Annotated in this window: 26 protein-coding genes; 7 read left to right on the top strand and 19 right to left on the bottom strand. The window is 69.4% G+C overall.

All coding sequences use genetic code 11. The features are described 5' to 3' along the window. Positions 1–174: 174 nt before the first annotated feature. The 9 genes from G5C66_RS09470 to glmS are packed head-to-tail and all read right to left on the bottom strand — an operon-like array spanning position 175 to position 8,796. Positions 175–738, bottom strand: a complete 564-nt coding sequence (locus tag G5C66_RS09470) for a TetR/AcrR family transcriptional regulator (protein WP_165110704.1) — start codon at positions 736–738, stop codon at positions 175–177. Positions 739–760: 22 nt separating this feature from the next. Beyond that, positions 761–1,225 (bottom strand): ribosomal protein S18-alanine N-acetyltransferase, encoded by a 465-nt coding sequence (gene rimI, locus G5C66_RS09465; protein WP_165110703.1) that lies wholly within the window; start codon positions 1,223–1,225, stop codon positions 761–763. Next, positions 1,222–1,890 carry a tRNA (adenosine(37)-N6)-threonylcarbamoyltransferase complex dimerization subunit type 1 TsaB gene (gene tsaB / locus G5C66_RS09460; RefSeq protein ID WP_165110702.1) on the bottom strand — a complete coding sequence of 223 codons (669 nt, stop codon included), beginning with the start codon at positions 1,888–1,890 and terminating at the stop codon, positions 1,222–1,224. The genes rimI and tsaB overlap by 4 nt, the downstream gene beginning before the upstream one ends. Positions 1,891–1,900: 10 nt before the next feature. Then, complete coding sequence (tsaE, locus tag G5C66_RS09455; protein ID WP_165110701.1) at positions 1,901–2,845, bottom strand: tRNA (adenosine(37)-N6)-threonylcarbamoyltransferase complex ATPase subunit type 1 TsaE; 945 nt, start codon at positions 2,843–2,845, stop codon at positions 1,901–1,903. After that, the gene (locus tag G5C66_RS09450; protein ID WP_165110700.1) at positions 2,842–3,936 is read right to left on the bottom strand and encodes an alpha/beta fold hydrolase; all 1,095 of its coding nucleotides are present in this window, start codon (positions 3,934–3,936) and stop codon (positions 2,842–2,844) included. The genes tsaE and G5C66_RS09450 overlap by 4 nt, the downstream gene beginning before the upstream one ends. Continuing rightward, positions 3,933–5,120, bottom strand: a complete 1,188-nt coding sequence (alr, locus tag G5C66_RS09445) for an alanine racemase (protein WP_165110699.1) — start codon at positions 5,118–5,120, stop codon at positions 3,933–3,935. The genes G5C66_RS09450 and alr overlap by 4 nt, the downstream gene beginning before the upstream one ends. A 20-nt stretch (positions 5,121–5,140) precedes the next feature. Then, the gene (locus G5C66_RS09440) at positions 5,141–6,538 is read right to left on the bottom strand and encodes an NAD(P)H-hydrate epimerase (RefSeq protein ID WP_165110698.1); all 1,398 of its coding nucleotides are present in this window, start codon (positions 6,536–6,538) and stop codon (positions 5,141–5,143) included. 46 nt (positions 6,539–6,584) lie between these two features. Beyond that, a complete protein-coding gene (locus G5C66_RS09435; protein ID WP_165110697.1) occupies positions 6,585–6,938 on the bottom strand; it encodes a holo-ACP synthase in 354 nt (117 codons plus the stop codon). 13 nt (positions 6,939–6,951) lie between these two features. Continuing rightward, positions 6,952–8,796: a glutamine--fructose-6-phosphate transaminase (isomerizing) gene (gene glmS / locus G5C66_RS09430; RefSeq protein ID WP_165110696.1), complete on the bottom strand. Its 1,845-nt coding sequence runs from the start codon at positions 8,794–8,796 to the stop codon at positions 6,952–6,954. Positions 8,797–8,866: 70 nt separating this feature from the next. Between glmS and coaA the strand changes: the two genes are divergently transcribed. After that, positions 8,867–9,832, top strand: a complete 966-nt coding sequence (gene coaA / locus G5C66_RS09425; protein ID WP_165110695.1) for a type I pantothenate kinase — start codon at positions 8,867–8,869, stop codon at positions 9,830–9,832. Between the two features lie 86 nt (positions 9,833–9,918). Here the strand turns inward: coaA and glmM are convergent, their stop codons facing one another. From glmM to G5C66_RS09405, 4 genes are all read right to left on the bottom strand, one after another. After that, positions 9,919–11,274 carry a phosphoglucosamine mutase gene (gene glmM / locus G5C66_RS09420; RefSeq protein WP_165110694.1) on the bottom strand — a complete coding sequence of 452 codons (1,356 nt, stop codon included), beginning with the start codon at positions 11,272–11,274 and terminating at the stop codon, positions 9,919–9,921. 102 nt (positions 11,275–11,376) lie between these two features. Next, positions 11,377–11,877 carry a 30S ribosomal protein S9 gene (gene rpsI / locus G5C66_RS09415; protein WP_008362446.1) on the bottom strand — a complete coding sequence of 167 codons (501 nt, stop codon included), beginning with the start codon at positions 11,875–11,877 and terminating at the stop codon, positions 11,377–11,379. A 14-nt stretch (positions 11,878–11,891) separates the two neighbouring features. Next, positions 11,892–12,335 carry a 50S ribosomal protein L13 gene (gene rplM, locus G5C66_RS09410; RefSeq protein WP_008362447.1) on the bottom strand — a complete coding sequence of 148 codons (444 nt, stop codon included), beginning with the start codon at positions 12,333–12,335 and terminating at the stop codon, positions 11,892–11,894. 258 nt (positions 12,336–12,593) lie between these two features. Beyond that, a complete protein-coding gene (locus tag G5C66_RS09405; protein ID WP_165110693.1) occupies positions 12,594–13,289 on the bottom strand; it encodes a flavodoxin family protein in 696 nt (231 codons plus the stop codon). 78 nt (positions 13,290–13,367) lie between these two features. Between G5C66_RS09405 and G5C66_RS09400 the strand changes: the two genes are divergently transcribed. Continuing rightward, positions 13,368–14,420, top strand: coding sequence for a LacI family DNA-binding transcriptional regulator (locus G5C66_RS09400; protein ID WP_165110692.1), 1,053 nt, complete (start codon positions 13,368–13,370; stop codon positions 14,418–14,420). Positions 14,421–14,495: 75 nt separating this feature from the next. Next, positions 14,496–15,734, top strand: coding sequence for an ornithine--oxo-acid transaminase (gene rocD, locus G5C66_RS09395; protein ID WP_165110691.1), 1,239 nt, complete (start codon positions 14,496–14,498; stop codon positions 15,732–15,734). Between the two features lie 89 nt (positions 15,735–15,823). Here the strand turns inward: rocD and G5C66_RS09390 are convergent, their stop codons facing one another. The 4 genes from G5C66_RS09390 to G5C66_RS09375 all read right to left on the bottom strand — a co-directional run bounded on the left by G5C66_RS09390 (position 15,824) and on the right by G5C66_RS09375 (position 19,849). Next, positions 15,824–16,903 carry a nitrate- and nitrite sensing domain-containing protein gene (locus G5C66_RS09390; RefSeq protein WP_165110690.1) on the bottom strand — a complete coding sequence of 360 codons (1,080 nt, stop codon included), beginning with the start codon at positions 16,901–16,903 and terminating at the stop codon, positions 15,824–15,826. Further along, the gene (locus G5C66_RS09385) at positions 16,900–17,415 is read right to left on the bottom strand and encodes a SigE family RNA polymerase sigma factor (protein ID WP_165110689.1); all 516 of its coding nucleotides are present in this window, start codon (positions 17,413–17,415) and stop codon (positions 16,900–16,902) included. Before G5C66_RS09385 ends, G5C66_RS09390 begins: the two co-directional genes overlap by 4 nt. Before the next feature lie 146 nt (positions 17,416–17,561). Continuing rightward, positions 17,562–19,124 carry a hypothetical protein gene (locus tag G5C66_RS09380; RefSeq protein WP_165110688.1) on the bottom strand — a complete coding sequence of 521 codons (1,563 nt, stop codon included), beginning with the start codon at positions 19,122–19,124 and terminating at the stop codon, positions 17,562–17,564. A gap of 128 nt (positions 19,125–19,252) precedes the next feature. After that, complete coding sequence (locus G5C66_RS09375) at positions 19,253–19,849, bottom strand: TetR/AcrR family transcriptional regulator (RefSeq protein ID WP_241248359.1); 597 nt, start codon at positions 19,847–19,849, stop codon at positions 19,253–19,255. Positions 19,850–19,898: 49 nt separating this feature from the next. Between G5C66_RS09375 and G5C66_RS09370 the strand changes: the two genes are divergently transcribed. The 3 genes from G5C66_RS09370 to G5C66_RS09360 are packed head-to-tail and all read left to right on the top strand — an operon-like array spanning position 19,899 to position 22,813. Beyond that, positions 19,899–21,440 (top strand): flavin-containing monooxygenase, encoded by a 1,542-nt coding sequence (locus G5C66_RS09370; protein WP_165110686.1) that lies wholly within the window; start codon positions 19,899–19,901, stop codon positions 21,438–21,440. Continuing rightward, positions 21,437–22,273 carry an SDR family NAD(P)-dependent oxidoreductase gene (locus G5C66_RS09365; RefSeq protein WP_165110685.1) on the top strand — a complete coding sequence of 279 codons (837 nt, stop codon included), beginning with the start codon at positions 21,437–21,439 and terminating at the stop codon, positions 22,271–22,273. Before G5C66_RS09370 ends, G5C66_RS09365 begins: the two co-directional genes overlap by 4 nt. 15 nt (positions 22,274–22,288) lie before the next feature. Then, positions 22,289–22,813, top strand: a complete 525-nt coding sequence (locus G5C66_RS09360; RefSeq protein ID WP_165110684.1) for a ribonuclease FAU-1 family protein — start codon at positions 22,289–22,291, stop codon at positions 22,811–22,813. Positions 22,814–22,817: 4 nt separating this feature from the next. Here G5C66_RS09360 and G5C66_RS09355 read toward each other — a convergent pair whose 3' ends face one another. Beyond that, positions 22,818–24,164: a threonine/serine exporter family protein gene (locus G5C66_RS09355; RefSeq protein WP_338144122.1), complete on the bottom strand. Its 1,347-nt coding sequence runs from the start codon at positions 24,162–24,164 to the stop codon at positions 22,818–22,820. Positions 24,165–24,246: 82 nt separating this feature from the next. Between G5C66_RS09355 and G5C66_RS09350 the strand changes: the two genes are divergently transcribed. Next, positions 24,247–25,374, top strand: a complete 1,128-nt coding sequence (locus G5C66_RS09350; RefSeq protein WP_165110683.1) for a glutamate--cysteine ligase — start codon at positions 24,247–24,249, stop codon at positions 25,372–25,374. Between the two features lie 93 nt (positions 25,375–25,467). Here the strand turns inward: G5C66_RS09350 and G5C66_RS09345 are convergent, their stop codons facing one another. Next, positions 25,468–26,583, bottom strand: coding sequence for an FUSC family protein (locus G5C66_RS09345; protein WP_165110682.1), 1,116 nt, complete (start codon positions 26,581–26,583; stop codon positions 25,468–25,470). Position 26,584 lies beyond the last annotated feature (1 nt).

Raw genomic sequence — 26,584 nt, 5'->3', positions numbered from 1 at the left:
CACGCTGGACGCGCGAACGAACGTTCATTTCACCCGTGCCCGTCCGCGAACGAATCTTCATTCGTCACAGGCCGCGAATGAATTTTCGTTCGTCACGGGCACGCGAACGAATCTTCGTTCGCCTGGGCCTCACGTGGTCCGCCCGAGATGCGCTCCATCCGAAGCACCGGCCGCTCAGGCGGCTTGGGCGCTGTCCAGATCGTCGCGAAGAGCGGCGTACGCGGCGGTCCAGATCTGCTGTGCCAGATCAGGATCGATGGGCTCGGCTGAGCAGAGGCCGTCCCACAACCCACGGAGCAGGACCACCAGCCCGCCCGATTCGAAGTCGGTGAGGTCGCGACCGATCGAGCTGCGGAGCCAGAACCTCACGTTGTGCCACAGGTCTCGGACCGCCTCGCCGACCACGTCGTTGGACCGAGCGAGCTCCTCGATGCCGAGCCAGGCCCGGAGAAAGTAGATCTCGTCCTTGGTCGACGGCAGGTAGCCGGACCAACCCCGTAGGTTCACGCGCTGAGCGATCTGCTCCCAGTAGATCCCAGCGAACCCTGCCGCGGCATGGGGCAGCATGTTCTCCCGCCCGGCGAACCACTTGTGCAACGTCGACTGACACATGTTCGCCTCCTCGGCGACCACCTTCAGGGTCGGCGCACGCAGACCGTCGCGGCCGATCGTCCTCGCCAGGGCGATGCCAGCCGTCTTCGTTTCGAACCTGTCGCGGTTGAAGGCCATGACACTCATCGCACCACAGACCACCGACATTTCAGTCAGGCGTCGCTCCCGAGTCCGTGAGGTCCATCGCCAGCACGATCCCCGTCGCCCCGTCTCGGTAGTAGCGCTCGCGGCGGTCGATCTCGACGAAGCCCGCTCGGTCGTAGAACGGGAGGGCAGCGGCGTTGTCCTCCCGCACTTCGAGCAGCACCCGCTCGGCCTGCTCCTCCCGTGCCAGCTCGACACACGCCTCGAGCAGCCCACGACCGATCCCCTGCCGCCGCTGGTCGGCCGCGACCGCGATCCGCTGCAGCTCGGCGATCTCGTAGACGACGCTCACCAGCGCATGGCCGACGATCACCCCGCCCTCCTCGGCGACGAGGATCCGGACCGTCGGCATCTTCCCCTCGATCGCGACCTGCAGGTAGTCGCGGGTCCAGGCGTCGTCGGGGAAGGCCTCGACCTCGAGGCCGGCGATCGCGTCGACGTCGTCCGGGCCGGCCGAGCGTACGATCATTGCGAGACCTGCTTGTGGACCTTCTTCTGGGCAGCCTGCTCCACCGCGTCAGGCCGACGCAGATAGAGCGGCTCGGGGTCCATCAGCTCGACCCGCTCCTCGGCCACGGCCCGTGCCAGCCAGCCTGCGGACGGACGCTGCGGACCGAGCGGCGTCGAGAAGGCGTCGGGGTAGAGCAGCGCTCCCTCGCCGACCACCGGCATCGAGGTGGCGACCTCGGCCGGGCGGGCGACGACGGGCCCCTCGAGACGTACGCCGTCGGGGTCGTAGGAGGCCAGGTAGACCTCCTTGCGGCGCGCGTCGGTCGCCACGAAGAACCCCTCGGCGGTCGAGCTTGTCGAGACCACGCCGGACTCCACCGCCTCCACCGCCAGCACGTCCAAGGTGCAGGCCGCGTAGACCGGGATCTCCAGAACGAACCCGAGCGTCCGGGCGGTGACCAGCCCGACCCGGAGACCGGTGAACGGCCCGGGACCGGCGCCGACGGCGATGGCGGTCAGGTCCTGGCGTACGATCCCGGCCTCCGCCATGACGTCGGAGATCAGCGGCGCGAGCTGCTCGCCGTGCTTCATGGTCCGGTCGGAGGCGACCTCGGCGACGACGTCGTCACCGTCGTGGAGCGCAACGGTCACCTGGGGTGTGGCGGTGTCAAAGGCGAGAAGCACAACTCCCACCCTAGAGCGCGCTCAGGTCCACGCCACGCCAGCGGGCCCCGACCGGGACGATCTCGACACGTCGCGGATCAGCGCCGTCGGGCGCCTCCACCAGATCGAGGGGAGCCTCGTCGGCCTCGGCACGTACGATCCGGATCTCCAGTCGGGAGTCGGAGAGCCCCTCGGCCAGCCCCTCGCCCCACTCGACCACGGTGACCGCATCGTCGAGATCGGTGTCCAGGTCGAGGTCGTCGAGCTCGTCCATCCCGCCGAGCCGATAGGCGTCGACATGGACCAGCTCCGGGCCACCGACCGTCGAAGGATGCACCCGGGCGATCACGAACGTCGGCGAGGTGATCTCGCCGCGCACCCCCAGCCCGGCGCCGAGGCCCTTGGTGAAGGTCGTCTTGCCGGCACCGAGGCCACCGGAGAGGACGAGTACGTCGCCGGCGGCAACCAGTGCGGCCACGCGCCGCCCCAACTCGAACATCGCGTCGGCGTCGAGCGCCTCGACGACGTGCTCGTTGAGCGGACGGTGGAGCCGTACGGCGGGCGCAGCACGGGAGACCTCACGAAAGCCCTGACGGACCCAGAACCGCAACGTCTCCGGGAGCTCCTCGCGAGCGATCACCGCGAGGTCGTCGAACCCCTCGGCACGCGCGATGCCGGCGGCGTACGTCACCATCTTGTGTGCCACACCATGACCCTGCTGATCAGGCAGAACAGCGAATCGACGCAGCCACATGGTCGAGTCGGCGGGATCCATGACGACGGCGCCGACGCCGACCCCGTCCAGCCGCGCCAGCACACCCCCGAAGCCGGAGAGGCGCTCCTTCAGCGACCCCTCGGTCTCGCCGAGCGCATCGGCAGGCGGGTCCAGGGGCGGGCGGGCGGAGAAGGCCGCACGGACGATGCCGAGCACCTCCGCCGCGGCCTCCGCCCCGACCCGCTCGAAGACGAGCGTCATGCCGAGGCCGCATCCCGGGTGGCCGAGGCGAGCAGCTGGTCGAGCTCGGCGTTGACCTGACCGTGGCGCTCGAGGATGACCATGTGTCCGGCCTTCTCGCACTCCACCAGGCGCGAGCCGGGGATGTAGGAGTGCAGCTTGCGGCTGTGGCCGATCGCGGTGAGCCGGTCGGCGGTGCCGCAGATGATCGTGGTCGGCACCCGCCCCATCGCAGCGACGCTCGAGAACTTGTCCAGCGCACGGAAGCTCGGGAAGAACTCCGCGACCACCTCGAACGGCGTCTGTGAGAGCAGCCCGTCGACGAACTCGACGTACGCCGCGGGCACCTCGTCGCCGAAGGCGAACACGTCGGTGAAGACGGTCGCCACCGAGGCCCCCATGACCCGGAACCGGTCGACGATCCCGTGCCCGCGCGCCAGTGTCCGCATGGTGCCGTTGGCGATCCCGCCGGACAGCTTGGCCGGGAGCACCGGGATCAGCAGCCGGCTCGGGTCCAGGCCACCGGCGGTCGTCGAGATCAGGGCGGCGCCGATGATCCGGCCACCCTCGTCGTAGGGCGCGAACAGCTCGGGGTGGTCCTCGGCGAGCGCGGCGATCGTCATCCCGCCCATGGAGTGGCCGACCAGGATCACCGGGCCCTCGGGCACGACCGCGTCGAGCACCTGGAGCAGGTCGTCACCGAGCTGGTCGATGGTGGCGTTGCCGAGCGAGGACCGGCCGCTGCGACCGTGGCTGCGCTGGTCGTAGAAGACCGACCGCACCAGACCGCGGTAGGCGGCGCGCTGGAAGTGCCAGCAGTCGAGGTTGAGGCAGTAGCCGTGCACGAAGACCATGGTCACGTTGCTCGACGCGCTGTTGTGGTTGTGAGCCTGATCGACCTCGTCGACCTCGACGTGCAGTGGTACGCCGTCGGAGGTCACCACGGTGACCGGACAGGACCGCAGCGTACCGAGCGGGGTGCGGTCCTCGGGGCGTTCCTCTATCGCGCGACGGCGCTTCTTGACCACCACCGCACCGCGGGCCGCGGCGGCGACCGCCGCCGCTCCCAACGTGCCTGCCGCGATCTGACCGATACGTGTTGCGATGCTCACTGGTCGCCTCCCTGCTCGGTGTCGACGTCGGTGTCGATATAACGGCGCTTCATCCGTCCTCCGATCCTGGTGACGACTTCATAGGCGATGGTCTCGCTCGCCTCCGCCCAGTCCTGGGCGGTCGGCTCGCCATCGGCGCCGGTGCCCCACAGCACCACCTCGGCGCCGGGCTCGACCGTGGAGTCCCCGAGGTCGACCACGATCTGGTCCATGCAGATGGTGCCGCGCACGGGTCGCCGCGCGCCGTCCACCCACACCGACGCACGGTTCCCGGAACGACGCTGGATGCCCTCGGCGTAGCCGACCGGGACCAGCCCCACCGTCGTCGGCTCCTCGGCCACCCAGGTGTGGTTGTAGGAGACGCCCGCGCCGGCCTCGATCCGCTTCACCAGCGCCAGCTCGGCCCGCACGGTCATCGCCGGGACGAGTCCGAGCTCGGGCCACGGCGAGCCCTCGACGCCCGGCGCCGGGTCGATGCCGTACGTCGCGATCCCGACCCGCACCAGGTCGAGCCTTGCACTGGGGCGCAGCAGCGCTCCCGCGGAGTTGGCCAGGTGGCGCACCTCGGGCCGCAGGCCCGCCTCCTCGGCGACCGCGAGCGCCTCGGCGAAGACCTTCTCCTGAAGAGCGCTGGCCGGGTCGGCGGTGTTCTCGCTGGCGCTGAAGTGGGACCAGATGCCGGTGACCCGGATCGCTCCCTCGGCCTCGAGGATTCGCGCCAGGCCGACCAGCTTCGCCCAGTCGGCGAACGCAGCACCGCCCCGGGAGAGCCCGGTGTCGACCTTGAGCTGCACGCGTGGCGTACGACCCAGGGCATCGCCGGCGGCAGCGAACTTCTCCAGGTCTGCGATGGTGTAGGCGGTGACGTCGATGTCCGCGGCGACGAGCTCCTCGGCGGGCTCGCTCGGCATGATCAGCCAGGCCAGCAGCCGCCCCCCGTCGCCGGCCGCGCGCAGGGCGAGCGCCTCGTCGGCCGAGGCCACCCCGAGCCAGTCCGCGCCACCCTCGCGAGCGGCCCGTCCGGCCTCGACCAGGCCGTGCCCGTAGCCGTCGGCCTTGACCACCGTCATGATCGGCGTACGCAGGTGTTCCTTCAGCCGCGAGACGTTGTGTCGGATCGCGGCGAGGTCGATGACGATCTCGGCTCGCCGAAGCGGAGCCCGAGGCGCTGGGCTCGGTGACATGGTGTCAAGGGTAGTTGCTGCTAGCTGGAGACAGCAGGAAGGGATCGGATAACGGCGGGTATCGCGGCGGCGACGCCGCTCGCCGTGACCGGCCCGCCCGCGCTGGCGAGGGTCGCCGCCGCACCGTGCAGCCAGGCCCCGGCCGAGGCGGCGTCGATGGGGGCGAGACCGGTCGCGAGAAGCGAGCCGATCAGGCCGCCGAGCACGTCCCCCGAGCCGGCGGTGGCCAGCCACGAGGTGCCGGTGGTGTTGACGCGTACCGGCGTGTCGGGATCGGGTGCGGCGATGGTCGTACGCCGCCCCTTGAGCAGCACCACCGCATCGAACCGCTGGGCGGCGAGCCGAGCGTAGTGCAGCGGACGGGCCTCGATGTCGGCGCGATCCTCCCGGATCAGCGCCGCCAGCTCGCCCGCGTGCGGCGTCAGGATCGCCGGTACGCCCAGCGGCCCGTTCAACGCACGGAGGCTGTCGGCGTCGATGACCAGAGGTACGCCGCTGGCCCGCGCGAACGCGAGCGCGCTGTTGGCGCCGTCGGCGCTGCCGGAGCCGACCACCCAGGCCTGTGCCTGCCCGTCGCCGACCACCTCCGGGTGCTGGCGCTTGACCCACTCCGAGGCGGTCCCGACGTAGCGGACCATCCCGGCGAGCCCGGTGTTGGCGCCGGCGACCGCCAGCAGCGCGGCGCCGGGGTAGGTGGCGCTGCCGACCCGCAGGCCGACCACGCCGCGGGTGTACTTGTGCACGTCCGGCGCCGGCCGCGGCACCAGCGCAGCCACGTCGGCGGCCTCCAGGCTCTCGATCGCCGGCGTCGGCAGATCGAGGCCGATGTCGACCAGCTGGACCTTCCCGCAGGCCGAGGCCGCCGGATCGAGCAGATGGCAGGGCTTGTAGGTGCCGAAGGAGACCGTCAGGTCGGCAGTCACGTGGGCGCCGTCCACCTCCCCGGTGTCCACGCAGACGCCGCTCGGCGTGTCGACGGCCACCACCGGGACCCCGGCGAGCGTCTTCAGCGCCGTCTCGGCGTCCGGCCGCAGCCCCGGCTTCCCGCCGATCCCCACGATCCCGTCGACGACCAGGTCCGGGGTGATCGAGCTTGTCGAGATCACGCCAGAGGAGACAACTCCCCCTGCCGCCTTCAGGGCACCGACCCCACCCGCATGCGCCCGATCCGACAGCAGCCACGCCTCGACCCGCGCGCCGCGACGCGCGAGCAGCGCCCCGGCGTACAGCGCGTCTCCGCCGTTGTCCCCGCTCCCGACGAGCAGGACGACCCGGCGGCCGTAGGCGCCACCGAGATGGTCGATGACCGCGTGGGCCAGCCCGGCGGCCGCGCGCTGCATCAGGGCGCCCTCCGGCAACCTCGCCATCAAGGCCTTCTCTGCCGCTCTGACCTGCTCCACCGAGTGTGCACGCCGCATGGTCCAAGCGTACGCGTCCTGGTCGCGGGCCCGGACGGGTCGAAGGTCAGTCCTCGAGGACGACCATCGCCGAGGCGATCCCGGCGTCGTGGGAGAGCGAGAGGTGGACGGTGGCGACTCCGAGCTTCGTGGCCTGCGCCAGCACCGTTCCGCGGAGCTCGAAGCGCGGCTTCCCCGACGACTCCGAGATCACCTCGGCGTCGTGCCACTCCATCCCCTGCGGCGCGCCGAGCGCCTTGGCGAGCGCCTCCTTCGCGGCGAACCGGGCCGCCAGCGAGGCGATCGGCTTCGACGCCTCCGCGGTGGTGAACAGCCGCTCGCGCAGCCGCGGCGTACGCTCCAGCGACTCCTCGAAGCGCTCGAGGTCGCAGACGTCGATCCCGACTCCGATCACAGCCATCAGCGCGGCGCCGTCACTCGACCGTGACGGACTTGGCGAGGTTGCGCGGCTGGTCGACGTCGTAGCCGAGCTCGGTGGCGAGCTGGCAGGCGAAGAGCTGCATCGGCACGACCGCGACGAGGGGCTGCAGCAGCACCGGCACCTTCGGCAGCCGGATGATCGTGTCGGAGACCGCGTCGACGGAGTCGTCGCCCTCCTCGACCAGCGCGATGGTGCGGGCGCCTCGGGCGCGTACCTCCATGATCCCCGAGCGCATCTTGTCGTGGAGGAAGTCACGGCCGCGCGGGGGCACGATGCACCAGATCGGCAGGCCCTCCTCGACCAGCGCGATCGGGCCGTGCTTGAGCTCGCCGGCGGCGAACCCCTCGGCATGCAGGTAGGCGAGCTCCTTGAGCTTGAGCGCGCCCTCCAGTGCGACCGGATAGCCGGCGTGGCGCCCGAGGAACAGGAACGCCCGGCGGTCGGCGTACTCACGCGCGAGCTCGTAGACCTGCGGAGCCGTCTCCAGGACCTGAGCCACGGCAGCAGGCATCGCCTCGAGCTGGGTCATCACGGCGTCGATCTCGTCGCCGTACTTGGTGCCCTTGACCTGGGCCAGGTAGAGCGCGAGCAGGTAGCAGGCGACCAGCTGGGTGACGTACCCCTTGGTCGAGGCGACCCCGATCTCCGGGCCGGCGTGGGTGTAGATCACCGCGTCGGACTCGCGCGGGATCGTGGAGCCGTTGGTGTTGCAGATCGCCAGCACCTTGGAGCGCTGCGAGCGGGCGTGCCGGATCGCCTGCAGGGTGTCGGCGGTCTCGCCGGACTGCGAGATGGCGACCACGAGGGTGGAGTTGTCGAGGATCGGGTCGCGGTAGCGGAACTCGGAGGCCAGCTCGACCTCGACCGAGATCCGGCACCAGTGCTCGATGGCGTACTTGGCGACCATGCCCGCGTAGAACGAGGTCCCCGCGGCGATGATGATGATCTTGGTGACCTCGCGCAGCTCGTCGTCGTCGAGCCGCATCTCGTCGAGGTGGAGCGACCCCGAAGGCGTACGCCGCCCCAGCAGCGAGTCGGCGACCGCACGAGGCTGCTCGAAGATCTCCTTGCGCATGAACCAGTCATGGCCGTCCTTCTCCGCGGCCGCGAGATCCCAGTCGACGTGGAAGCGGCGGCCCTCGGCGGGGCTGCCGTCGAAGTTGGTCACCGACGCCCCGTCGCGGGTGATCGTGACGACCTGGTCCTGGTCGAGCTCGAGCGCCTCGCGGGTGTGCTCGATGAAGGCGGCGACGTCCGACCCGAGGAACGACTCGCCCTCGCCGAGACCGACCACGAGCGGGCTGTTGCGCCGGGCGGCGACGACCCGGGACGGGTCCTCGGCGTCGACCGCGACGAAGGTGAACGCGCCTTCGAGGATCGAGCAGACCTTCTGCATGGCGACGGTCAGGTCGGTCCCGCCGACGACCTCGCGCTCGAGCAGGTGGGCGGCCACCTCGGTGTCGGTCTGCGAGGAGAACTCGTGCCCGGCCTCCTCCAGCTCGGCGCGGAGCTCGGCGAAGTTCTCGATGATCCCGTTGTGGACGACCGCGACGCGCCCGGCACGGCCGATGTGGGGATGGGCGTTGCCGTCGGTCGGACCGCCGTGGGTCGCCCAGCGGGTGTGGCCGATCCCGGTCGTCGACGCCGGCAGCGGCGTGTCCACGATCGCCTTCTCCAGGTTGGCGAGCTTGCCGGCCCGCTTGTCCACGGCCAGCTTCCCGCCGGCCACCAACGCGATCCCGGCCGAGTCATAGCCGCGGTACTCCAACCGCCGCAGGCCATCGATCACGACGCTCTGCGCCGACCGGTCTCCGACGTACCCAACGATGCCGCACATGGCGGATGATCCTACGGCGCTCGTGGACCCCATCAGGAAGTGGCGGCGCCGGTGCGTAACAATCGTTGCCATGTCACACCCCGGGCCACACGGCGATGACCGCGGCTCCTCGCCCTACGTCGAGCTCGACCGTAGTGCGTGGGCCGAGCTCGCGACCGAGACCGAGAGTCCGCTGACCGAGGCCGAGATCGAGTCGCTTCGGGGCCTGGGCGACCAGATAGACCTCAAGGAGGTCGAGGAGGTATACCTGCCGCTGAGCCGCCTGCTCAGCCTCTACGTGAGCGCCTCGGCCAAGCTCCACGACCAGCAGGAGCTGTTCCTCGGCAAGACGATGCCGGAGCGTACGCCCTTCGTCATCGGCGTCGCCGGGTCCGTCGCCGTCGGCAAGTCGACGACCGCGCGCGTGCTCCAGCAGATGCTGGCCCACTGGCCCGAGCACCCCAACGTCGCCCTGGTCACCACCGACGGGTTCCTCTACCCCAACGCCGAGCTCGAGCGTCGCGGGCTGATGGAGCGGAAGGGCTTCCCGGAGTCGTACGACCGCAAGGCCCTCCTCCGCTTCCTCGTCGACCTCAAGTCGGGCGAGGACGAGGTCCGCGCACCGATCTACTCGCACCTCACCTACGACGTCACCGACCAGACCGTGCTCGTCAAGAAGCCCGACATCGTCATCCTCGAGGGGCTCAACGTCCTGCAGCCCTCCCGCGTCCGCGCCGACGGCACCATCTCGCCGGCACTCTCCGACTTCTTCGACTTCTCCGTCTACGTCGACGCCGGGTCGCGCGACATCAAGCAGTGGTACGTCGACCGCTTCCTGCGGCTGCGCGAGACCGCCTTCCGCGACCCGTCGTCCTACTTCACGAAGTATGCGGCCCTGTCCCACGACGAGGCGGTCACCCGCGCCACCGAGATCTGGAACGAGATCAACGGCCCCAACCTCCGCGAGAACGTCCTCCCCACCCGCTCCCGCGCCACCCTCGTCCTCCGCAAGGACAGCGATCACTCCGTCCGCTACGTACGCCTCCGCAAAATCTGACGCCGAGTCGGCCCGTCTTGACCGAAAACCACGCCGAGTCGGCCCGTCATGACGGGCCGACTCGGCACCGGGTGTGACGAGAGGGGTCAGAGGGCCAGCCGGGACCGCACCACGTCAGCGAGACGCTCAGCACACGCCTCGGCCTCGTGGTGGGTGGGTGCCTCGACCATGACGCGTACGAGGTTCTCGGTGCCCGACGGGCGCAGCAGGATGCGCCCGGAGCCGGCGAGGGCCGTCTCCTCCGCGGCGACCGCCTCCAGGAGACCGGAGTCGGTCTTGCAGCGCGCCTTGTCGACGCCCTTGACGTTGAGCAGGACCTGCGGGAGGCGGGTGACGACGGAGGCGAGATCGGCGAGCGTACGTCCGGTGTCGGTCATCCGCTGCAGCACGTGCAGCGCGGTGAGGATGCCGTCGCCGGTGGTGGCGTGCTCGCTCATGATGATGTGGCCGGACTGCTCGCCGCCGATGGCGTAGCCGCCGCGGCGCATCTCCTCGAGCACGTAGCGGTCGCCGACGGCGGTCTGCTTCACCTGCACGCCGGCGGCGTCCATCGCCTTGACGAAGCCGAGGTTGCTCATCACGGTGACCACGACGGTGTCGTCGGGGAGCCGGCCGGCGTCGTGGAGTCCGAGCGCGAGGATGGCGATCAGCTGGTCGCCGTCGACGAGGTTGCCCTCGGCGTCGACAGCCAGGCAGCGGTCGGCGTCGCCGTCCCAGGCGAAGCCGACGTCGGCGCCGTGCTCGACGACCGCCTTCTGGAGCATCTCCGGGTGGGTCGAGCCGACGCCGTCGTTGATCGAGAGCCCGTCGTTGGTGTCGTTGATCGCGATGACCTTCGCGCCGGCCTGGTCCAGGGCGAGCGGCCCGGCGGCCGCGGCGGCGCCGTTGGCGCAGTCGACGACGACGGTCAGCCCGTCGAGACGGCGCTCGAGCGTGGAGACCAGGTGGGCTGCGTACGTCTCCACTGGGTTGTCGTGGGACGAGATCCGGCCCACCGAGGCGCCGGTCGGGCGGTCCCAGGGCTCATCGACGTGGGCCTCGATCCGGTCCTCGAGCACGTCGTCGAGCTTGTGCCCGCCGCGCTGGAGGAACTTGATGCCGTTGTCGGGCATCGGGTTGTGCGAGGCCGAGATGACCACGCCGAGGTCGGCCTGGAGCGCCGCGGTGAGGTAGGCGACGCCGGGCGTCGGCAGGACGCCCACCTCGATCACGTCGCAGCCCGCCGAGGCGAGCCCGCCGGCGACCGTCGCCTGGAGGAACTGCCCGGAGACGCGCGAGTCGTTGCCGATGACCGCCAGCGGCTTACGTCCGCTGCCGGAGCCGCGAAGCTCCTCGGTCAGGACCAGTGCTGCAGAGGTCGCCAGCTTCTGGGCGAGCGAGGCGGTGAGGACCTCGCCGTTCGCGAGACCGCGAACCCCGTCAGTGCCGAAAAGGCGTGCCACGTCCGTGTGACCTTCTTTCGTACGTCGGCCCCCGCCCGAAAAGAGTTGGGGTGCCTCGGCGAGCCGAGGCACCCCAACAATGCTAGGCGATCGCGAGGGCGATCAGCGCTTGCTGAACTGCGAGGCCTTGCGGGCCTTCTTGAGACCGGCCTTCTTCCGCTCCACGACGCGGGCGTCGCGGGTCAGCAGACCGGCCTTCTTCAGGGTCGGGCGGTTGGCCTCGACGTCGACGTCGTTCAGCGCACGGGCCACGCCGAGACGCAGCGCGCCGGCCTGACCGGCGATGCCGCCGCCGTCGATGCGGGCGATCACGTCGAAGCGGCCCTCGAGCTGCAGCGCGACGAACGGCTCGTTCGCGACCTGCTGGTGCAGCTTGTTGGGGAAGTAGTCCTCGATGGTGCGACCGTTGATGGTCCACGCGCCGGTGCCCGGGACGATCCGGACGCGGGCGACGGCCTCCTTGCGGCGGCCGGTGGCGGCAGCCGGGGCGATGGTCGCGGGACGCTCGGGGGTGTCGGCGGACGGGGCGCTCTCGGAGGTGTAGGCGAGGCCCTGCTCGTCGGTCTCGAAGGTCTCCTCGACCTCTACGGTGTTCTCAGTCATGTTCTGGTCCTGGCTCACTGGGCGATCTGCTTGATCTCGAACGGAACGGCCTGCTGCGCGGCGTGCGGGTGCTCAGGGCCGGAGTAGACCTTCAGCTTCTTGAGCATCTGACGGCCGAGCTTGTTCTTCGGCAGCATGCCCCACACCGCCTTCTCGATCGCCTTGCGAGCGTCCTTGTCCAGGACCTCACCGATCGGGGTGGCCGTCAGACCGCCCGGGTAACCCGAGTGACGGTAAGCCAGCTTGGTGGTCTTCTTGTTGCCGGAGAGGGAGACCTTCTCGGCGTTGATGACGATGACGAAGTCGCCGGTGTCCGCGTTGGGCGCGAAGATCGCCTTGTGCTTGCCGCGGAGGAGCTCGGCGACCTGGACAGCGAGGCGGCCGAGACGGACGTCGGTCGCGTCGATCACGAGCCAGGCGCGCTCGATGTCGCCCGGCTTGGGAGCGTAAGTACGCACGTGTGCCTTCTTAGTTCGTTGGACCCGGCGCACGGATGCGCACCGGGATGGTGCTGCGTGGCTTCTGACGAACACGGCCCGGCTTGCCCTGTCCTCTGGGTGGTCCCAGCGACAGTCATCCGGATCTGCGTCCCTGACCGTGCGCAGTTCTTATCGAACCAGGGATCAGGACGCGGCAGGAGTCACGACCTCACAAGGTTACGAGCCCTCGCACGGCAGAGACAAATCAAGACGTACGCCGCCGGGTCACGCACTTGCTTACTGGATGCTGGTCACCGACACGACCTCGTCTCCTGCCACCGGGGGCTTTGCTGGGACACCGTGATCGGCCCACACGCGGTTGGAGCGCGGAGTGTCGAGCCGATAGTCCGTCACATGCGTGGTGAAGAGGCGCTCCCCCAGGTCGTAGGCCCGTTGCAGTGGGTTGGCCGGGTCCCACTTGACCTCACCACGAGAGTTGCTCACTCCCACGACTACGCCGGCGAGTTCCTGTCGGTTGTAGCGCGTGAGCTCTTGGAACTGGGTGACGAGCCCGAGCGTGGCTCCCTGATAGTTCTCCTCGCATGAGACCAGGAGGCCGATGCGCTTGCCGGTGAGTCCGGCCATCACGCGCTCCCCGTCGGGCGCACTGTTCGAGGTGTAGCAGAACAGCCGGTCGAAGAACGCTTTCAGACGACTGGTCATGCCGTAGTAGTGCAACGGAGTCGCGATCACGACGGCGTCCGCAGGGACCACGTGATCCACGAGAAGGGTCTCGTACTCGTCGAGGATCGAGCATCGGCCGTGACTGTCGCGGCAGCGCCGGCAGTCGCCCAACACTCCGTCCACGAAGTCGCTGAGGTGGAGCAACTCGACCTCGTGCCCCGCCGCCTCCGCGCCGTTTGCTGCCTGCTGTGCCATCGCCGCGGAGTTACCCGCCCGTCGCGGGCTGGAACTAATGACGAGTACCTTCATCTCTCCTCCTGCCAAAGCGCTTTGGCGCCAGCATGCATGATGGGTCCAAAGCGGTTTGGCATGGGAGGGACCAACGCGATGCGCGCCACGATCCAGGATGTAGCTCGGGAGGCTGGGGTCTCCATCACCACGGTCTCCCACGTACTGGGAGAACGTGGCCGAGTAGCGGCTGCGACCCGGGAGAGGGTCAAGCGCGCCGCCGCCTCGCTCGGCTATCGAGCCAACGTGCACGCGCAGCAGCTGATGACCCGCCACAGCAGGACCTTTGCGGTGCAGATCGCGAACTCCGTCCAAGCAACCGACGGCTGCTCACTGGTACCCAACTCCGAATACTTTCTCGAGCTGCTCAACGGTGCTGCGGAGGTGGCTGACGAGCGCTCCTACGCACTCGTGATGGCTTCACCCACCTCGAGCCCCTTCGATTTGGCTCAGTTCGCGGTGGACGGCGTGATTCTCGTGGACCCTACTGGGGAGGAGTCATGGTTCTCTCCCGAACTCAAGCCCAAGCCTCCGATCGTGACCACCGCCCGACCGATCGTCAGAGGGCGGCGGATCCGAGCAGTCGTCGATCATCAACTCCAGGACGCAGCAGCGACGATGCTGGACCACCTCTGGGAACAGGGCTACCGAAAGCCGGCCTTCATCACCACAAGAAGGACCCGCTCCTATACATGGGACCTCACCGAGGGATACCGGTCGTGGGCTGAAGCCAAAGGCATCACGCATCGCGTCGTAGAGATCGCAGAGCAGCCGACCCTGCAAGACGCCGGCCAGGCCCTGGCATCGTTGCTCGACAGCAAGACGCCGCCCGACGCGGTCTTCACAAGTGCGGAGTACTTGGCCATAGGCGCGCTCCACGAAGCGCAGAACCGCGGCATCAGCGTGCCGGCCGAGCTGGGCGTCTGCAGCGCCGTCGACAGCGGCGCGCTGCAACTGACCTCACCGCAGATCACCGGCATGTTCGCCTTTCCTCGCGACGTCGGCCGCCAGGCAGCCTCCGCACTCATCGACGTGATCGAGGGCACCACCGAACCTCCCCGATTCATAGGGGTGCCCGTCGAGCTGCGCGTTCGACGTTCGACCATGCGGGGCTTCCCCGCAGGCGCGACAGCGATGAGACATCTGGCGTAACCTGATCGTAGGATTGTCTGACAATCAGATGATCCTGGTTCAGATCACCCAGAACACCCACGATGGAGGAGTGCGATGACCCTGCTCAACGAGGCTCAGGCCACCGCTGCGACCAGCTTGACCCCCGCCGCCTTCGCGGCCGCCGAGGCACACTCCGCGCACAACTATCACCCCCTCGAGGTGGTGATCAGCCACGCCGAGGGCGCCTGGGTGACCGACGTCGACGGCCGTCACTGCCTCGACATGCTGGCCGGCTACAGCGCGCTGAACTTCGGTCACGGTCACCCCGCGCTGCTGTCCGCAGCCCGTGAGCAGCTCGACAAGGTCACCCTGACCTCGCGTGCGTTCGTGCACGACCAGTTCGCCGAGTTCACCGCCCGCCTGGCCGCGATGTGCGGCAAGGACATGGTGCTGCCGATGAACACCGGCGCCGAGGCCGTCGAGACGGCGATCAAGGTCGCCCGCAAGTGGGGCTACGACGTCAAGGGCGTCCCGGCCGACCAGGCCGAGATCATCGTGATGGCCGGCAACTTCCACGGCCGCACCACCACGATCGTCGGCTTCTCCGACGACGCCGACGCGCGCGACGGCTTCGGCCCGTTCGCCCCCGGCTTCGTGATGGTCCCGTACGCCGACCTCGCCGCGATCGAGGCCGCGATCACCCCCAACACCGTGGCCGTCCTGGTCGAGCCCATCCAGGGTGAGTCCGGCGTCGTCATCCCCGGCGACGACTTCCTGATCGGCCTGCGCGAGCTCTGCACCCGCGAGAACGTGCTCTTCGCCGCCGACGAGATCCAGGCCGGCCTGGGCCGCACCGGCTACACGTTCGCCTGCGACCACGCCGGTGTGAAGCCGGACATGTACATCCTCGGCAAGGCCCTCGGCGGCGGCATCGTCCCGGTCTCGGCGGTCGTCGCCGACCGCGACGTGCTCGGCGTCATCGGCCCCGGCCAGCACGGCTCCACCTTCGGTGGCAACCCGCTCGCCTGCGCCGTCGGCACCGCCGTCATCGAGCTGCTCGAGACCGGCGAGTTCCAGGCCCGCGCCGAGGCGCTCGGCCAGGTCCTCCGCGACCGCCTCCTCGCGATGGTCGGCAAGGGCATCGTCGGCTTCCGCTCCCGCGGCCTGTGGGCCGGCGTCGACATCGACCCGGCCGTCGGCACCGGCCGCGAGATCTGCGAGCGCCTCCTCGCCCGCGGCGTGCTCGCCAAGGACACCCACGGCTCCACCATCCGCCTCGCGCCGCCCCTGGTGATCGCCGAGGAGGACCTCCACTGGGCCCTCGACCAGCTCGAGGCGGCCGTCTCCGAGTAGGGCCGAGCCGCCCTGTAACACGTCGTTCGACGTACTGGTCGCCCCAAGAGAACGACCGGAATGTACGTCGAACGACGTGTTACACCCCGCTAGCGGTCGAGCGCGGCGAGATCGTCGATGATCTCGTTCGCCGCAGCGACGAACAGCTTCTGCAGCCCCCGGATGAGCTCGGTGCAGGACGCCGTGTAAGCGTCCGGCGTCATCGTCACCTGGTCCAGGCTTCCGGTGGACAGGACCTGGTTGACCGCCCGGTGCGCGGGAACCCCGATGGCCCCGTCTGACGCCGTGTTGTAGGTGATCCGGTCGAGGGCCTCGCGCTGACGCTCCGAGGTCGCCGTGTAGAAGTCCGCGAGCGATCGACGCCAGGTGGCCTCGGCCGAGGCGAGCGACGCGAGGTCGTCCTCGCCGATGGGCTCGGCGGGCATATCAAGAGCCTGCGAGTGCTCGCGCTTCTTCGTGAGCGCCTCCATCATGATGGCCCGCTCCTCGCCCAATGACCGGAACGCCGGGCGAATGGCGCCGAGCGCTTCGATCTGGGCATCGATCTCGGCGTCACCGACCGACGGCACGAGCGTCGCGAGCGACAAGAGATCATCGGCGAGTGTCCCGTAGGCCGCTGCCGCCGCCACCTGGGTCCGGGCCGTGTCACGGATGTCCGATCGTGTCTTCGGCATGCCATCCAACGACTGCTGGATCCTCCCGAGGACATCCGCGAGCTCCTGGTCACCGCCGGCGTCGATCTGCTCCGCCTTCGCCGTCCAGATCGTGATGGCCTCATCGGTCGTCGCCTGCAACGGCCTCATCACGACGTCGGGGACGCCTGCCAAGGCGCCGTCGCGCTCGAACATCACGTTGATCGCCAGGTCGAACGTGCTGGGCAGCGCCTGCGCGACCGACTCGGCCCGGCGCACCGACGAGGTCGAGGTGACCGTCGGCGACCCCGCCGGATCGGTGGCCCGGTCCGCGATGACGGGCTGGAGCGCCACCCCGGCGATGCCGATGATCCCGACCGCCATCACGGTCCCGACGGTCGCGACCAGGCGGGTCCGGCGTACGCGGCGGCGGCCGCGGCGTACGTCCTCGGCGGGGTCCGCGAGCGGGACCGGCGCGGTCGCTCCGATGCGGTAGAGGCTGTCGCGCAGCAGGGTGTCGTCGTCGAACGTGTTCATCGCTGGCCTCCTCGGGCAACGTCGGCGGAAGCGTGGCCGGGACGAAGGGCGCGGCGCAGGTTGGCCAGGGCGGTCGAGGTCTGGCTCTTGACCGTCCCGCTGCTGACCCCGAGGTCGGCGGCCGTCTCCTCGACCGACAGACCCCAGTAGTGTCGAAGCACCACGACCCGGCGCTGACCTGCGGGAAGAGATCGAAGCGCCGTCCAGAGCTCATCGAGCTCCTCGACCCCGAGGCCGGCCGTCGCCGGCCGGTCGGCGATCTCACCCGATCGCTCACGCCGCCACGGACGGCGACCTTCGTCCAGGTGGCTGTTGACCAGCACCCGGCGTACGTAGGCATCGACGCTGTCGGCCTTCTTCACCCGCCGCCACGCGGCGTACACCTTCGACAGCGTCAGCTGCACGATGTCCTCGGCGCGATGTTCGTCACCGCACAGCAGGTAGGCCGCGCGGAACAGGTGCGCGCGTCTCTCGCTGACGTAGGCCGTGAACTCCTCGTCCCTGCTCAACATCTCTCCTTCTCCGGTCCAACCCCCGACGCCCTACTGACGTAGTCGGTCGTCGATCGGTTGGGACCGGTGACGGCTTTCCCGGGTGCACGCGCCTGTGTCACACGTCGACGCACGCGACCAGCGGCGGCGTCAGCGAGGCGGACGCGTCAGTAGCGAGTCGGCGCCGGCGGCACCGACTTGGCGACGTCGGGCATGACGAAGACGTTGCCGATGAAGACGGTCTTCGTCGTGAGCGGCACGAACCTGACCCGCTCGTGCGCCTCGCGGTCGGCAGTGAGCGTGATCCAGCGGTTGCCGTAGGTCGCGGAGTGGGCGTTGATGGTGCCGAAGTAGGTCCCACCGACGTAGACCTTCGCCCGGCCGTACGACGGGCCGACTCGATACTGGATCCGGAGTCGCTTGGCCGTCCAGCGCTCGGTCGTACGGAGGTGGCTGCCGAACTCGTCCTGGTCCCGCACCGAGGACCAGATCTTGCCGCCTGCCTCGCTGGCGGCGCCGATCGTCCAGTTCCCGCTCAGAGGCTCCAGCGGCGAGTAGGCACACTTCCAGGCCGTCCATGCCGAGTGGTTGCCGGCCGCGTCGAAGGCCCGGACCCGCTGGCAGTTGGACGTTCCCGCGAAGTCCACGTTCGCCGACATCGCCGTGCTGGTCGTCTGGTAGAAGCCGCCGCCGTCCTCGTAGGAGGTGTGACCACCCCACTTACCAGCGATCTCGTAGCCGGCGACCTTCACGTTGTCGCTGGCCTTCCACGTGGCCTTGACCCCGTAGACGCCGTTGCGATTGCGAACGGTCGGGAACGTGGGCGAGACGGTGAACGACGTCATGCGTGGGGCGACGCTGTCCGTGCCGGTCCTGGTGTGCTCATCAGGCTGCTCGGTCGAACCCCAAGGCCGCGGTGTCACCCTGCTCGTGCCGACAGGTGCGGTCGCCCGCAGCGCCCACAGCGACACGAACCGGAACGAGCGGGTCGACGAGAGCGACCGGACCCGGATCCTGCCCTTGAGGTTGGACGTCTTCTGCCGCGTGACGTACTTGTAGCCGTACTCCTTCGCGTAGCCGCTGACCTCGCCCAGGTAGGTCGTGCCGATGTAGATCCGCGCCTTGCCGTAGACCGGCCCGGTGCGCACTCGCATCCGGATGCCCTTGGCGAGGTACGTGCCCGAGTTGACCGGGTTACAGCACGCGCCGTTGTTGCGCACGACGTACTTGAACGGGGTCACGTCGAAGCCGCGTTCGAGCTCCTCGGTGCCCAACGGGGCGTAGGTGCACTTCCATCCCGACCACGGACCAGCCGCGCCGGCGGCGTTGACGGCGCGTACGCGGCGACACACCTGGTCACCGGAGTAGACCGCCGGGGCGATGGAGGTGCGGGAGGCCGCGTACGTGTCGATCGTGGAGCGGTAGCCGGAGTACATCGTCCCGGAGTAGGGCGTGTTCGACGCGCGAACGTACGAGCCCCATCGGGCGCCGTGCCAGGACTGCACCTGATACTTCGCGACCCCGGTCGTCGTCGACGGCTTCCAGCTGAAGGCCGGGGTGGCACTCCAGTGGGACCCGCGCCACCGCATCGCCGAGGGGGCCAGGAACGTCGGGTAGGAGGCGCTGGCGATCTTCGGCGCTGCCGGCTCGGCCGCGGAGGCCGAGGGGCTTGCGGAGACAGGACCGATCGCGGCAAGGACGACCGCGACGGCTCCGACGGCACGCGTCATGCGCGCACGCAGGACAGCACTGAACCACGACATGCTTCGAGACTCCTGGGGACGAGGCTCACGGACGCCCCGGAGCACAGAGGCCGAACATTAAGGTCACGCGGGACTCGCGGGGAGACCCGATCGGGCTATTCGCGCCTAGTCCTTTCGGGCAGCATCTCCAGCAGCACCGGCAGCGACCCGGCCAGCACCCCCAGCAGCTCCTCGCGCGACAGCCCCGCGGGGTCCGCCTTCCAGGAGAGCACCAGCTCCTCCGACATCGCCTGCCACCCGCGCACCATCAGCCGGGCGGCCGGGGTGTCCTCGACGAAGTCGGCACCGGCGTCGAAGATCCGGAGCCCCAGCGCGCCGAAAGCCTCGTCGTAGATCTCGCGCAGGACCGGGTCGCTCGCGGCGCCGCGGACCATCGAGACGTACCCCTCGTAGTTGGCGTCGACGAAGTCGACGTAGGCCGTCATCGAGGCCAGCAGGCGCTCGACCGGCTCCCCCGTCGCGGGCGGGGCGGTCTGGGCGACGAGCGCGTCGGCGGCGCGGCGTACGACCGCCTCGCGGAAGGCCATCTTGTCGCCGAAGTAGTGGTAGAGCAGCCCGCGCGAGATCCCGGCCTCACGCGCCACCACGTCGATCGAGATCTCGTCGAGGGAGTGGTGCGCGAAGAGGCGAATGCCCAGGTCCAGCAGCTGTTCGCGGCGCTGCTCGGGCGTCAGTCTCGTCCGTTGGCTCATGCGATCCATTCTATTGACACCTGTTCAATAGGCAAGCCATACTCGAAGTATGACCACTGCTGACCTCACCCACGTCGACCACCTCATCGTCGGCGCCGGCTTCGGAGGCCTGTGCGCGGCGATCAAGCTCGAGGAGGACGGCGAGCGCGACTTCGTCGTCATCGAGAAGGGCTCCGGCGTCGGTGGCACCTGGCGCGACAACACCTACCCCGGTGCCGCCTGCGACGTGCCCAGCCAGCTCTACAGCTACTCCTTCGCCCTCAACCCCGACTGGTCGATGAGCTTCTCGCCCCAGCCGGAGATCGAGGCATACATCAAGAAGGTCGCCGAGAGTTCCGGCACCCTGGACCGCTTCGTCTTCGACACCGCGGTGACCGCCGCGACCTGGGACGAGACCCAGCAGCGCTGGCTCGTCGAGACCGAGGGAACCAACGGCAAGAGGACGTACGCCGCCACCACCGTCATCGCCGGCCCCGGCGCGCTCTCCGAGCCGAAGCTCCCGGACATCGCGGGCATCGACACCTTCCGGGGCGAGATCTTCCACTCCGCCCAGTGGAACCACGACGTCGACCTGACCGGCAAGCGCGTCGCGGTGATCGGCACCGGCGCCAGCGCGATCCAGATCGTCCCGGAGATCCAGAAGAAGGCAGCGCGCCTCGACGTCTACCAGCGCACCGCACCCTGGGTGCTCCCCCGCAACGAGCACCGCTACTCCAAGCTCGAGAAGGCCGCCTTCCGCCACGTGCCCGGCGCCCAGCGCCTCGCCCGCGCGGCGGTCTACTGGGGCCTGGAGGTCCGCGTCCTGGGTCTCGCCGTGGAGCCCAGGCTCACCAAGGCCCACGAGCTGATGGCGAGGAACAACATCCGCCGCGGGATCAAGGACCCCGAGCTGCGCCGCAAGGTCACCCCCGACTACACGCTCGGCTGCAAGCGCACGCTGATCTCCAACGCCTACTACCCGGCGCTGGCCGCCGACAACGTCGACCTGATCACCGACGGCATCGACCGGGTCAGCGAGAACGCGATCGTCGCCAAGGACGGCACCAGCCGCGAGATCGACGTCCTGGTGGTGGCGACCGGTTTCTACACCACCGACCTCCCGATCGCCCACGCGATCACCGGCAGCAAGGGCCGCACCATGGCCGAGCGGTTCGCGGAGACGGGGATGAGCGCCTACAAGGGCACCACCGTCCCCGAGTTCCCCAACCTCTTCTTCGTGGTCGGCCCCAACACCGGTCTCGGCCACTCCTCGATGGTCTACATGATCGAGTCGCAGGTGGCCTACATCCGCGACGCGATCCGCACGATGCGTACGAATGCGTACGCCACGGTCGAACCCACCGAGGACGCCACGTCCGCCTGGAACGACGACCTGCAGCGCAAGATGGACAAGACGGTCTGGTCGGAGGGCGGGTGCGCGTCGTGGTATCTCGACGAGCACGGCCGCAACACCACCCTCTGGCCGAGCTTCACCTTCCTGTTCCGCCACCTGACCAGCAAGTTCGACGTCGACAAGTACGTCGTCACCGCCGCGACCACGCCGACCAGCCCGGCCGGCCCGGCCACGACCAAGGAGAGTGTCCCCGCATGAAGTCCTTCGACGACAAGGTAGTCGTTCTCACCGGAGCCGGCTCCGGCATCGGCCGCGCCCTCGCGCTCAACCTCGCCGGCCGCGGCGCACGGCTGGCGCTCTCCGACGTCAACGAGGCCGGTCTGGCCGAGACCGTCGAGCTGGCCAAGCAGGCCGGCGCCCGCGAGATCAAGTCGGACCTGCTCGACGTGGCCGACCGCCAGGCCTTCACCGCGTACGCCGAGGGCGTCATCGCCCACTTCGGCACCGTCAACGTGGTGATCAACAACGCCGGCGTCGCGCTCTCGGGCCGGGTCAACGACCTGGACTGGGAGGACATCGACTGGATCATCGGCATCGACTGGTGGGGCGTCGTGCACGGCACGAAGCTGTTCCTGCCGGCCCTGATCGAGTCGGGCGATGCGCACATCGTCAACATCTCGTCCCTGTTCGGGCTGGTCTCCATGCCCGACCAGGCCTTCTACAACGCAGCCAAGTACGCCGTGCGCGGCTTCACCGAGGCGCTGCGCGAGGAGATGCTGATCGACGGCCACAAGGTCGGCGTCACCTCGGTCCACCCCGGTGGCATCAAGACCGCGGTCGCCCGCAGCGCCCGCGTCTCGGCCAAGGACGACCAGGCGGCGACCGCGAAGTTCTTCGACGAGAAGCTCGCCAAGATGGAGCCGGAGCGCGCCGCCGAGATCATCGTCAAGGGCATCGAGAAGAAGCAGGCCCGCGTGCTCGTCGGACTCGACGCCCACGTGATCCACAACTTCGGCAAGTTCACCGGCTCGCGCTACCAGGACCTGATCGCGCTCGGGGCCAAGTACGTGATGCCGAAGAAGCAGAGCTGAGGCAGAATCGGCGCCATGCGCTTCGAGGCCGGTCATCCCGTTCGTGTCGAGTTCACGAAGTGGGGTGGCCGGCCTCACTGGTCCTTCACGGGGCTCTACCTCGGCGAGGACGAGCACGGTGAGTGGCTCGGGCACCCGGTCGGCACCGAGTTCGCCCGTCCGGGGCGGGGCTGGGTCGCCGACTGGGACTCGGTCACCCTGGTCCCCCACCACGACGCGGCCCACTTCCCCGCCTTCAACCGGCCCAACGGGCGCGTGACCTCGCAGATATATGTCGACATGTGCACTCCGCCGGTGTGGCAGGACTCGACGGTCACCTGCATCGACCTCGACCTCGACGTGGTCAAGAAGTTCGACGGCTCGGTCTACATCGACGACGAGGACGAGTTCGAGCACCACCAGATCGAGTACGGCTACCCGCCCGAGATCATCTCCATGACCGAGGACTCCGCCGAGCGGGTATATCTCGCGGTCAAGGAGGGGCGGGCGCCGTACGACGCCACTCCCGAGCGCTGGTTCGAGGTGCTGGGCGGGCTGTGAGTCCCTATGAGTCGGACTCGGCGGCCGGCACCGGGGTGGTGGCGCGGTCCTTCCGCAGCGGACCGACCAGGCGGGGCCCGGCGAGCCGGGTCTCGATCCGCCAGGACCGGCGGCTGAGCGGCTGGGCGATGAACTCGCCGAGGTAGACGCCGGAGGCCAGGGCCAGCGCGACCGAGGCCGCGGTGAAGAGGGCGACCAGGCCGACCGAGGTGGTCGCGGGGGTCTCCTGGGCGAGCATCGTCAGGCCGCGGTAGATCGAGTAGCCCGGCAGGAACGGCACGACGGAGGAGACCACGATGACCAGCGGCGGCACCTTCAGCCGGTTGGCCACCGAGTAGGCGACCAGACCGATGAAGAGGGCGGCCACGGCCACCCGCCACGTACGTCCGACGTCGCCGGGCACGACGATCGACAGCACCACGGCGACGCCGGCGATGAGGGCGATCGGGAGCATCGTCCGCTTCGGTGCGTACGCCGCATAGGCGAAGGCCGCGGCGCCGACCGCGCCGCCCACCGTCGCGAGGGTGATCGACTGCAGCGTGGTAGTGCCACCGGAGACCGCGCCGTGGATCGGCACCCCGACCGCACCGGCGAAGACCAGACCGCCGGTGACTCCGGCGATGATCCCGGCCGTGGAGACCAGCGCCTCCATGATCCGGGCGCTGGCCGTGACGTGGAAGCCGGTCAGGGCGTCCTGCAGGGCACCCATGAAGCTGATCCCCGCCAGCATCACGGTGATGTTGGCCGTGATCGAGGTCGAGACGTCGAGATCCAGCGGAAGCGCCGCGGCGATGACCGCCAGCAGCGTGGCCAGCCCCGCACCGGCGACCTGCAGGTAGAAGAGCGGCAGCCGCCAGCGGCGGTGGAGGAGGTGCTGCAGCTGGTCGATGGAGGCGCCCGAGATGAAAGAGAGGACGACGACCCAGGGATCACCACCGACGTAGACGGTGAACGCGGCAGCCATCACCGCCATCCCGAGCGTCGCCGCCCAGCGCGGCCGGCGGTGGCCGCCGGAGATGATGCGGCCGAGCGCGATCCGGGCGCCCTGGAGGTCCACCTCGTCGCGTACGACCTGACGGACCAGGTGGTCGACGGCGGTCAGGTGGTCGTAGTCGATCGTGCGGTTCTTGACCTGGCGGGTGGTGTGGATCGGGATGGCCTCGGGATCGGCCTGGTAGCTCATCGAGAGGCTGGTGTAGGTGACGTCGACCTCGGCTCCGCGGAGCCCGAGGTGCTGGGAGAGCGACCTCATCGTCGCGGTCACGTCAGCGGCCCCGGCGCCGGTGGAGATCAGCAGCTCACCGACGCGGAGGCAGAAGTCCAGAGTCAGGTTCACCTCACGCGCGTCCACCGTCACAGGGTGCCATCGGGGCGGTGATCGACAGGCATTCACGGTGCTCGACAAACCGGCCCGTCCAAGGAACGCTCGTCATATGCGGATCGACTTCCATCCCTCCCCGCGTCCGACGCTCGGCGTCGAGTGGGAGCTCGCGCTCGTCGACCGCCAGACGAGGGACCTGGTCAACGTCGCCGACCACCTCTTCGCGCGGGCCAAGGCGCGGGTCCCCAACCCCGAGCGGATCCACAAGGAGCTGCTGCGCAACACCGTCGAGATCGTGACCGGGATCTGCGGGACGGTCGAGGAGGCGATGGACCAGATCCGGGAGACGACCTCCGAGGTCGTACGTGCCGGCGACGACCTCGGCGTGGACCTCTACGGTGCCGGGACGCATCCGTTCGCGTCCTGGACCAGGCAGGAGCTGTCCGCGGGGCACCGCTACCAGGAGCTGATCAACCGCACCCAGTGGTGGGGGCGGCAGATGCTGATCTGGGGCGTGCACGTGCACGTCGGGATGCCGGAGCGCGACCGGCTGATGCCCGTCCTCAACGGGCTGCTCACCTACTATCCCCACTTCCAGGCACTGTCGGCCTCCTCGCCGATCTGGGCGGGCGTCGACACCGGGTACGCGTCGAACCGGGCGCTGATGTTCCAGCAGCTGCCGACCGCCGGACTGCCGTTCCAGTTCTCGACGTGGCAGGAGTTCGAGGCGTACGTCTCGGACCAGACGGTCACCGGCGTGATCGAGGACATCAGCGAGATCCGCTGGGACATCAGGCCGTCACCCCGGATCGGCACCATCGAGAACCGGATCTGCGACGGCGTCTCGACGCTCCAGGAGCTGGCCGCGATCGCCGCCCTCGCCCACTGCCTCTGCGTCGACCTGGACGCCCGGGTCGCCGCCGGCGAACCCATCGTCACCATGCCGCCGTGGCACGTCCAGGAGAACAAGTGGCGCGCCGCGCGCTACGGCCTGGACGCCATCGTGATCCTCAACGACGCCTCCGACGAGCGGCTGGTCACCGAGGACCTCGCCGAGCTGCTGGTGCGGCTCGAGCCCGTGGCCGCGCGCCTCGGCTGCGAGAAGGAGCTCGCCGGGGTGCACGACATCATCCACAAGGGCGCCTCCTACCAGCGGCAACGCGCGATCGCGGCGTCGACCGAGGGCGACCTGGTCGCGGTGGTGGACTCGGTCGTACGCGACCTGCGGGGGTCGCTATAGCGGATGTTCACCGAGGTAACTCGGTCAGGCACCACATACTTCGTGGAGTTCCGCGAAGGAAGCGACCACTCACCGAGGTAACTCGGTGAACATTCAGCGGGGCGGCAGCGGCGGCAACGCGTCGGTCGCCTCGAACTGCCCCATCCCGGTGACCCCGAGCAGGTCGACGATGATCGACCTGATCTGGACGAGGATGACCTCGGCGTTGAGCGATTCCGTACGCTCCACCTCGGCCGAGTGCTCGCCGACCGCGAGCAGCACCGACCGGGCCTGCTCGCTCAGCCCGTCGGGCCCGAGGCCCGCGGCGAGCTCGGCGTCGACGACGTCGACGGCGTCGGCGAGCCCGAAGGCCAGCTGGCAGTAGCTCTCCGGCACCACGTCGCCGCGGTAGGCCGACACCGCGGTCCGCCGCACGAGCACGCGGGTGCTCCGCAGCGCGCGGTCGAGCGGCTCGACGAGCTCGGCCATCCGGTGCACGTGGCTGCGATGTCGGAACCGGAACGGTGACACGGCCAGCACCGACATACCCTCGTCGGACGCGTCCTGGAGCTCGCGGATCAGCGGGTCGGTGGCGCGTGCTTCGGCGAGCACCTTGAGCCCGTGCACCGCGTCGGCATCGAGCATCACCTGGCCGGCGGCGCGCAACAGCGAGGCGATCTTCCGGGCGACCACGGCCGCCTGCTCACCAGGCCGACGCAGCGGCGCCGCGGGCACGATCGAGGCGGCCACCAGCGCGACCGCACCACCGATCAGCGCATCGGTCCAGCGGGTGAAGGCCGCGCCGGGCGTCGGCAGCAGCCCCATCACGAAGATCGACTGCACCGCCGCCTGGTTGCGGAAGACCTGGCCCGAGGAGATGAAGATCCCCACGACCATGGCCATCCCGACGACGAGGGTCATCTGCCAGGCGCCGTCGCCGATGACCTGCACCACGACGTCACCCAGGAAGACGCCGAGCGCCACGCCGATGGTCACCTCGGTGACCCTCCTCAGCCGCTGGCCGTAGGAGGTGCCGAGGCTGACCACCGCCGCGATCGGCGCGAAGACGGGTTGTACGTGGCCGAGCAACTCGGCCGCGATGAACCACGCGACCCCGGCTGCCCCGGCGGCCTGCAGCACGTGCCAGCGCTTCGACTTCAGCCGCGCCAGCCGGCGGCGTACGTCGGATCCCACCTGCTCACGGGTGACTCGCGGAGCAGAGAACGCCATG

Source organism: Nocardioides turkmenicus, from assembly GCF_011045035.1.
GTDB classification, from domain to species: domain Bacteria; phylum Actinomycetota; class Actinomycetes; order Propionibacteriales; family Nocardioidaceae; genus Nocardioides; species Nocardioides turkmenicus.
This window is presented reverse-complemented; position numbering and strand designations above follow the sequence as displayed.